This window comes from Clostridium sp. DL1XJH146 (assembly GCF_054819755.1).
The window spans coordinates 1-8,628 of sequence record NZ_JBTVVN010000073.1 but is presented as its reverse complement, the minus strand read 5'-3'; the positions used below and the strand labels follow the sequence as shown (position 1 = coordinate 8,628).

The 8,628-nt window shown below is 27.7% G+C and carries 8 protein-coding genes and 2 pseudogenes; 3 read left to right on the top strand and 7 right to left on the bottom strand.

The window, feature by feature from the left end:
- Positions 1 to 680: 680 nt before the first annotated feature.
- The gene (locus tag ACVHXK_RS18180; RefSeq protein ID WP_461207826.1) at positions 681 to 959 is read right to left on the bottom strand and encodes a phytoene desaturase family protein; all 279 of its coding nucleotides are present in this window, start codon (positions 957 to 959) and stop codon (positions 681 to 683) included.
- An 87-nt stretch (positions 960 to 1,046) separates the two neighbouring features.
- The gene (locus tag ACVHXK_RS18175) at positions 1,047 to 2,177 is read right to left on the bottom strand and encodes a phytoene desaturase family protein (RefSeq protein WP_461207825.1); all 1,131 of its coding nucleotides are present in this window, start codon (positions 2,175 to 2,177) and stop codon (positions 1,047 to 1,049) included.
- A gap of 210 nt (positions 2,178 to 2,387) precedes the next feature.
- Here ACVHXK_RS18175 and kamA point away from each other — a divergent pair, with 210 nt between their 5' ends.
- Complete coding sequence (kamA, locus tag ACVHXK_RS18170; RefSeq protein ID WP_461207824.1) at positions 2,388 to 3,701, top strand: lysine 2,3-aminomutase; 1,314 nt, start codon at positions 2,388 to 2,390, stop codon at positions 3,699 to 3,701.
- Positions 3,694 to 4,548 carry a putative beta-lysine N-acetyltransferase gene (gene ablB, locus ACVHXK_RS18165; protein ID WP_461207823.1) on the top strand — a complete coding sequence of 285 codons (855 nt, stop codon included), beginning with the start codon at positions 3,694 to 3,696 and terminating at the stop codon, positions 4,546 to 4,548. The genes kamA and ablB overlap by 8 nt, the downstream gene beginning before the upstream one ends.
- Positions 4,549 to 4,921: 373 nt before the next feature.
- On the opposite strand, the gene ACVHXK_RS18160 is transcribed toward ablB, so the two are convergent.
- Positions 4,922 to 5,500: a hypothetical protein gene (locus ACVHXK_RS18160; protein WP_461207822.1), complete on the bottom strand. Its 579-nt coding sequence runs from the start codon at positions 5,498 to 5,500 to the stop codon at positions 4,922 to 4,924.
- A gap of 320 nt (positions 5,501 to 5,820) precedes the next feature.
- Here ACVHXK_RS18160 and ACVHXK_RS18155 point away from each other — a divergent pair, with 320 nt between their 5' ends.
- Positions 5,821 to 5,985, top strand: a complete 165-nt coding sequence (locus ACVHXK_RS18155) for a hypothetical protein (RefSeq protein ID WP_461207821.1) — start codon at positions 5,821 to 5,823, stop codon at positions 5,983 to 5,985.
- Positions 5,986 to 6,145: 160 nt separating this feature from the next.
- Here the strand turns inward: ACVHXK_RS18155 and ACVHXK_RS18150 are convergent.
- From ACVHXK_RS18150 to ACVHXK_RS18135, 4 genes and pseudogenes are all read right to left on the bottom strand, one after another.
- Positions 6,146 to 6,784: pseudogene (locus ACVHXK_RS18150) on the bottom strand (zinc ribbon domain-containing protein).
- Between the two features lie 40 nt (positions 6,785 to 6,824).
- Positions 6,825 to 6,935, bottom strand: a pseudogene (locus ACVHXK_RS18145) (transposase); the annotation flags it as partial.
- Between the two features lie 122 nt (positions 6,936 to 7,057).
- On the bottom strand, positions 7,058 to 7,768 hold the full coding sequence (locus ACVHXK_RS18140; protein ID WP_461207820.1) for an MEDS domain-containing protein: 711 nt from the start codon (positions 7,766 to 7,768) through the stop codon (positions 7,058 to 7,060).
- Between the two features lie 599 nt (positions 7,769 to 8,367).
- A partial coding sequence (locus ACVHXK_RS18135) for a DUF4352 domain-containing protein (RefSeq protein WP_461207819.1) occupies positions 8,368 to 8,628 on the bottom strand: 261 nt, incomplete at its 5' end.

The window sequence follows — 8,628 nt, the reverse complement described above, 5'->3', positions numbered from 1 at the left end:
ATTGTAATCTAATAGGTAACATCTAGATTTGTTATTTTACATAAATTGGTTCTGTTAGGTTGATGGCTATGCTAGGACCCCCGTGAACAAATAACATTTTATTAATAGTTTGTAAGTTTCTTCATTTTCCGGCACTTCCGTTTAAACTACTTCTTTAACTACTTTATTAACCGCACTTTCTCCCTTGTCCTCTTCTGCGTTACCACAACCTCAAACTAAAAAAGCTAACATCAATACAATCATAACAAAACTACTACTTTATTTTTCATATAATCCTCCTTTTGATTTATTCCTTTTTTATAATAAAATTCTCCTTGTATACTTGTATCCTTATTATTATTCTATTAGAACTGCTCATCTACAACAATATATCAAGGGTCACTACTTATTCTTTAGAAAATAACTGAAGTCACTAATTTTAAGTAAAAAAATAACTTAAGTCATTAAAAAGTAACTTAAATCATAAAATCATAATAACCTCTTTTCTATAAAGTAAGTTCGTCACTAAGATCACTAATGCTAAAAAACAAATTATGAATTAACTGTAAATATTTATTCGTATGCCCTAGTGGTCTTAGTCTGCCTTTAGGCAGACTTGATTTCTAACATTGTAAAAGCTTGTAATTATTCCAATTAATTATAACATAAATTCCTTTTATGATTTTTCATTTTTTTTAATCTCAGCTTTGAATATTATCTTTTAAAATCTCTTCTACAACCAATTTACTTGAAAGTAATACTATAGATGCCCCTGTCCCAGGATGAACGGAACTACCAACAAAATAAAGATTTTCAGTATTAGGTGACTTTAAATGAGGTCTAAAATAATTGGTCTGAGTTAAAGTATGACTTAATCCAAAAGCCGTTCCATAATATGAATTAAATGAAGCTTGCAAATCTTCTGGTGTTAAATAACTTTCATAAATAATATTATCCTCAATATCCTTAAGTCCTTTTATGTTTTTTATTGTATCGATAATCTTTCTTCTAAATAAAGAAATTTCATTTTTACCCCACTTAATTTTATCAAAATATAAATTAGGTACTCATACCATAATATTTAATGACGCTCTATTATTGCAAGCTATTTTTTCATCTATTCTGCTTGGGCAATAAATATATAGAGAAGGTTTTGTAGGTAATTTCCCCTTAAAAATACATTGAATATTTTCTTTAAAATCTTGGTTAATATAAAAATTGTGAACAGAAAGATTTTTATATTTCTTTTTTAACCCTAGATATATTATAAATGTAGAGCATGAGTACTTCATGTTTGAAATACTTTTATCTGTGTATACTCCTTTTGCTTTTTTATCTAAGATTAAATTATTCATGGAATAAGGAAAATCAGCATTGCAAACTATTATATCTCCTTTTTCTACCCCTTTACTTGTTTTTAAACCTATAGCTTTTCCTCCCGATATTAATATTTCTTCTACATTAATATTGGTTTCAATGCTACCCCCTAATTCCATAATAAGTTTTTGTAATGCTAAAATATAACTATACATGCCTCCTTTAATATGCCAAAGTCCATATAACTGTGATATTGTAGGTATCAAAGTATAAATGTTTGGCCCATTATAAGGTGAAATACCAACATAAAAAGCTTGATAGCATATAAATTGTCTCAATTTTTCACTTTTTATGAATTCGGAAACATAGTTATAAGTGGTAGACAATGTTTTAATTTTTAGTGCTTGTGTTAAAGTAAAAGGATTAAAAAAGTCACACATATTTCTAAATGGTTTATTTAAAAAATATTCATCTGCTATAATAAATTTTCCATAACTATCACTAAGAAACTTAAAATACCCAACACTATCCTCCTTAGAAATTGATTCCAGTGTATAAACCAATTTTGTTAAATCAGACGAAAAGTTATAGCAACTTCCATCATTATAATAGACTCTATAATTTGGATCTAATCTTATAAACTCAAGATAATCCTCATATTTTCTACCTGCAAAATCAAATATATCTTTGTAAACATTTGGTGTCATTAAAATAGATGCTGTTAGATCAAAATCAAAATCTTTTGTTTCTCTTATATTAATTTTACCGCCAATTGTTTTTTCTTTTTCATAAACTTTAACTTCATATCCTTTACTTAATAATCTTACAGCTGCTGCCAAGCCTCCAATACCTGCTCCCACTATCAAAACTTTTTTCTTCAATTTGTATTCTACTCCTTTGAATTTATATGTATATACTTTTTATTATTTCATTTTAAAGATAGAATATCCCACAATTTGTTATTCAATTCCATTCTATTTTATATACATTAATTGCAAGTGCTTTTAATCACCTTTTATTAATTACTCAACAACAAAAGTACGAATAAATAAATGACTAAAGTGGAAACTCTATATAAGAGGAGTGATATAATGCAAATTGTTGAGGATAAAATAAAAGAACTTGAAAAAAATTATAAAAACAAGGATTTATCTTATTGGAAGGATTGGAGATGGCAGCTTAAAAATTCAATAACAAAAATTAGTACCTTTGAAAGACTTTTGAATATTAATTTTACCAATGAAGAAAGAGAAAAACTAGAGAAGCTTACCTCAACTTTTCCTCTTTCCATAACTCCATACTATTTATCATTAATTGATACAGATGATTACAAAAACGACCCTATTTTCAAACAGGCTTTTCCTTCTATAAATGAATCCTTGGTAGGAAATCATGACATGACAGACCCTTTGCATGAAGATAAAGATAGTCCAGTTCCAGGTATAACTCATCGTTATCCAGATAGAGTTCTATTTCATATAAGCAATGTTTGTGCAATGTACTGCAGGCATTGTACAAGAAAAAGAAAAGTTGGAGATGTAGATTCAATCCCTAATAGAGATACATTAAAGAAAGGTATAGAATACATAAAAAATACTCCTAAAGTAAGAGATGTTCTGTTATCCGGTGGTGATGCTTTCTTATTAAGCACAGAAAATTTAGATTGGATTTTAACAGAACTTAGGAAAATCCCTCATGTAGAAGTTATTAGAATTGGTTCTAGAATACCTGTAGTACTCCCTTATAGAGTCACAGATAATTTAGTTAATATGTTAAAAAAACATCATCCAATATGGGTTAATACTCATTTTAATCACCCAAGAGAGCTTACAAAATCATCAAAAGAAGCCCTTAGAAAACTTGCAGATGCAGGTATACCTCTTGGCAATCAAAGCGTGCTCCTAGCTGGAATAAATGATTGCCCAGAAATCATAAAAAAGCTCTGTCAACAATTAGTAAAAAATAGGGTTAGGCCATATTATTTATATCAATGCGATTTATCAGAAGGCTTAGCTCATTTTAGAACTCCAGTTTCTAAAGGTATAGAAATTATGGAGCGTATGATTGGACATACAAGTGGATTTGCTGTTCCCACCTATGTAATTGATGCACCAGGTGGAGGAGGTAAAATTAGAGTTATGCCAAATTATCTCATTTCATCTGCACCAAACAAAGTAATTTTAAGAAATTATGAGGGTATAATAACTTCATATAAGGAGCCTGACTCTTATAACTCTCATGATTGTACTAAAGGTTGCGAAGAATGTATGTTACTCAGAAAAACAAATGAAGCTGATGAGTATAAAGCAGTGGGCATAGAAAAACTTTTATTAGAATCTAGTGACACTATTTCACTTATTCCTGAGAATAATAATAGATTACAAAGAAGAGAAGACAATGAATAAAATAGATTACGACAGAACAGAGCAAATAGGAAAATCAATTATTAATCATGGTAAATATAACGATAGGATATATTTAATGAAATTAGATAAGGAAGATTTACCAAATATAATAAATATACTAGATAATCTTGCAAATGAAAATAAATACACTAAAATATTTGTCAAAACACCTCATTATTTAAATAGGGAATTTGTCCAAAATGGATATATCTTAGAAGCCACTATTCCAAACTTTTATAATGAAGAAGCTGAACTTTTTATGGGTAAATATTTTAGTGAAAATAGATTGAATATTAAAAATGAGGATAAAATAAAAGAAATTATTATGTTAGCTAGCTCTAAAGATAAAATTTCAGAACCTATAGAGCTTGGAGAAGGATATACTTTTAGCATTTGCGACGAATCTGATTCAAAACAAATGAGTGAATTATACACAGAAGTATTTGAAACTTATCCTTTCCCTATTAAAGATGAGGAATATTTGAAAAAAACTATGAATGAGAATTTTTATTATTTTGCAATAAAATATAAAGGAAATTTAATCTCCTTAGCTTCAACAGAAATGGATTACTCAACAAAAAGTGTTGAAATGACTGATTTTGCAACACACCCTGATTTTAGAGGTAATGGATTTAGTTTATTCTTATTAAATAAGATGGAAGAATCGATGAGAAAAGAAAATTTTAAGGTAGCATATACAATAGCAAGATCTCTATCCTATGGAATGAATATAACTTTCTCTAAACTAGGTTATAATTTTTGTGGTACTCTTATTAACAACACTAATATATATGGTAATTTAGAAAGCATGAATGTTTGGAGTAAGCAATTGTTGAACAATAGTTGAGCAATCGTTAAACCATAATTGCCATTCATGAACACCTGGTATTTCCCTATACTCAAAAGGTATATCTAAGGATTCTAAGCAATTCTTAAATGCCACACTTGCTTCGCAGATGAAATCTTCAGTACTACAGCAATACCCATATCATTTGCGTATCACTCAATAGATGTTAACCGTTGCCATATACTTATGCATTAAATCCAAACCATAATTACAATTATATAATGCCATAATATTCCTCAACTTTTTTTCAATTTTTTCTTCATCATCCCAAAAGAGCTCCAACATATCATCAGATAAATCCTTTGCTTTCTTTAAAACCTTGCTAATTAGCAAGGTTTTATCAAAAATCTGAACATTATATTATAATGCTGAATTAAGGATTAATAATCTCTAAAGCTACCCTTTCTAGCTGCCATAATTTATTTTTCATTAACCAATTGCCTATTTCATAATTACCTTCACTAGTTTTAATTATTACCTTTTTGCTTTCAAATGAAATATCATTTATTGCAGAATTCGACAATCTCTTTTTACCAATAATAGTATTTTTATCTCCTATAACTAGAGACTTCCTTCTAAACACATAACTAATAATTACAAAAATAAAGATACCTATACTAATAACAACTGGATTATCCGTTTTTATAAGTAAAATTTGTGATAATGCAATGCCTACCCATATTGCAAAATCCATTATTCTATCTACATTTTTACTAAATGTCCTAAATACTATTGTTTCATATATTTCCATAGCTTGCCTCGGGAAACTATATGAATACACTTCTCCATACATTGGTAAAAAGGCAACCAAAAATACTGGATTAATAAATATTTTATTATTAAGAGTTTCTTCAAATAGTAAATTTAAATACATTAAATACATTAACGGTAAAAGAATAAGACCTATTTTAAAATATTCCATTCTATAATATTTATCTGGATTATACTTCATTAATATCACCTCTAATTTATATATTTCTTCATTTTATTCCAACTTCCTCTATATCTATATAAAAGTAAAGGATTCAAAATAACTCATATACATGAAAATCCGGTGTGGGGAAAAGAAGTAGTAACTTATATAGTAATTGATTATCCTGATGTTAAGTTTAAAAGAACAGCACCAAGAAAAGATGCAGATATAGCTTGGAACTAATTCAAATTAATTTTGCATAGTACAAAAGACTTTTTAATTTGCTATTAAATATAAGAATATTTTATTGCACTCCTATTAATAATAATAAAGAACTAAAATAAAAAGGAGGATATATAATGGCAAAGGATAGTCAAATAGATAAAAAATCAGTTAGAGCTGAGAAATGCAATCATCAAACTTCTTTAGCAAGTGAGGAAGGTAAAAATAATAACAGAACTATGAAAAGGCATTCTTTAGAAAGGCAAGGAACTCAAAGTCAACACATCAATAATCAGGGTTGATAGTAAATTACTCACTTATAACTTCTATCAAAAGCATAATTACTAATGTGAACTACCCTCCACTTACTTTGTTGAAGTGGGGGCTTCTTGGTCAATACTCCTAACAGAGCAAGTTTACCCATGCTAACAAGGTCGCACCGACCTCTGATTATTACTAAAATTATATAGCTAATTTCAGTAGATTTATTCCTGCATTTATATCTCTATCATGATGTGATCCACATTTCGGACAAGTCCATTCTCTGAGTTTTAGGTCTTTTACCTCTTTATTTTTATAACCACAATTAGAACATAATTGGCTACTTGCATAATCAGATGGCGCAACTACTATTGTTCTTCCATACCACTGGGCTTTATATTCTAACATTCTTCTGAACTCAAACCATGATACTTCGCTTATTGCCTTTGCTAAATTGCTATTTTATTTTCTATCTTTGGCAACTTTATATTTTCAGCATCAACTAGTATAGAAATAAAATACTTATTACCCCATGTTTTTGATATAGTACAACTTTTTATTAAGCTATCGAAGTCACTATGCTGTTTTATTTTAATCATAGATTTTAATTTTGGGATCTTAATATGTCTATTCTCAATAGCTACAGTTCCATTTTAATTATTAGTTGTATAACTATAATAATTAGATTTTTGGCTCTTAAATTTAGGAAACCCATTTAATATCTAAATCCTTATTTTCTTCATATGATTTTATTCTATCTTCTAACATTTTGTTATATATAAATCTAGTGCAACCAAATGTTTTAGCTAAATATAATCTTTGCTTTGAATTTGGATATATTCTATATTTCTAAGCTTTTAGCAACTCCTTCACCTCATTTCTTTCCTTGATCTTGAATATATTTCTTTATTACTTCTCTTCTGTATTTCACCACTAATACAAGATGGTAATTCAATAAGAAGACTGAATGATTATTTGTATCTAATTTCATTTATATCACCTATTTATATTATTTACTACTGAGTATATTTTTATGCAAAATAATAGTACAAATAAGTTGTTTTTACGCATTTATCTCCATCCTACTTTGTTGAGGGTGGAGACTTCTGCTAGCTACGTTAAAATATAAGAATGAGTAGATATTGATTGTTTTATTACTGTTTCATTTATAAACTCACCCTCATGCATATAATCATAAGCATCGTATATGCAAAGTAAGGATAAATTAGTGCTTTTTAAGGCTTCGCTTAAATTTATTTCCCAATCTAAAAAATCTTTTTGTGAAGTAGTTTGAATAGCATAAGTAGGTTGTCCAATCCATCTGACCCCACTATATTTCTTCACTTCATTTTCTAAAAAAATATTATTAATTTTTTCTTTTAATTCAGGTAATCCTCCAGTACTATTGCACCTTATCAATTCTTCTACAGGTCTAAATTTAATATGTTTAACATCAACATTATTAACTTTTAGAAAAAATAACAATTCACTTTGTAATCTTTTTTCCATAGAAACATAAATAATTTCATTATTATTAATACCTTCTATTATATATAAATACATACTAGCAAAAAGATGTTGATCTCCATAATAATAAAAAACTGAGTGTGTTCCAAATATATTTGTTAAATTCAATCTAGATAAGTTTTTTATATCCTTATTGCATAATACACATTCATATACCAACACATCCAATATCTTACTTAAGTTTATAACTTCTGAATTAAGTAAATTATAATTCTTCTCAGTTATTAGATTATCTAGTTTAACTCTATTTTTTTCTATATTAGCACTCAAATTACACTTGTTACATAAAAAAGACATATCATCACCTCAATATATACTCTCCATATAAAACATTAGCTAGTCAATTATTCCTAAATTTCACCATTATCATACTTAAAATTATAGCATATTTTCAATAAATTTGTATATATTATTAAATATACAAATTTATTCACATATCATAGTACCCTATTTAGTTTTCTTTATCTTATCAATATTAAAAATTTATTTAATTTTAGATATGTGGTATGCTTCTTGAGATTCAATAAACTTAAATCTTCTATGCTAAAATAACCTAAATCTTTTAAATACAAATCTCCTTTTTTAACTGTTTGCTGTAATACAGGAATATATAATTGATATCATTTCATTGTCAAATAATTACTGTAATCTTCTAATTAAATTCTTAGTTTTTTGTTCATATATTAACATACCTTCATTTTAAACAAGCCATAAAATCGTATTTCATGATTTTATGGCTTGTTTTCTAATAATATTTATATTTTACATACTTTAAAGTCTATCTTCTTTCAAATTCTTCTGCTCTAATTAATTAAACTTTGCAATTTGAACAAAGTGTATTTCAAATTTATTATCATTTTTCGACTAAAGTCGGGCGGGATATGACCCCTAGCGATTTATTGATCATTAGCCATTGCATTCTCTCCTAAAGATATCAACTCTGTGTTACTTGAAAAAATTCCAGCAGCAACTTGTAATTGATAAGATTTTGAAACATCCGCTACATCAAACACTATATACCCTGTTTGTTCAATCTTAGGGTTTAATTGATTTAAGAAAAAATCTCCATTATCCTCAATACAATCACCAGCATAAGTATCTGCTGAATATTCTGTTCCATCATCCTCAATTAATGTAAATAGAGCTGTATCTATTGT

Excerpts from the sequence above, each read along its gene's own strand:
- ACVHXK_RS18140 (WP_461207820.1), bottom strand. The coding sequence starts at position 7,768 with ATGTCTTTTTTATGTAACAAGTGTAATTTGAGTGCTAATATAGAAAAA.
- ablB (WP_461207823.1), top strand. The coding sequence starts at position 3,694 with ATGAATAAAATAGATTACGACAGAACAGAGCAAATAGGAAAATCAATT.
- ACVHXK_RS18160 (WP_461207822.1), bottom strand. The coding sequence starts at position 5,500 with ATGAAGTATAATCCAGATAAATATTATAGAATGGAATATTTTAAAATA.
- kamA (WP_461207824.1), top strand. The coding sequence starts at position 2,388 with ATGCAAATTGTTGAGGATAAAATAAAAGAACTTGAAAAAAATTATAAA.
- ACVHXK_RS18155 (WP_461207821.1), top strand. The coding sequence starts at position 5,821 with ATGGCAAAGGATAGTCAAATAGATAAAAAATCAGTTAGAGCTGAGAAA.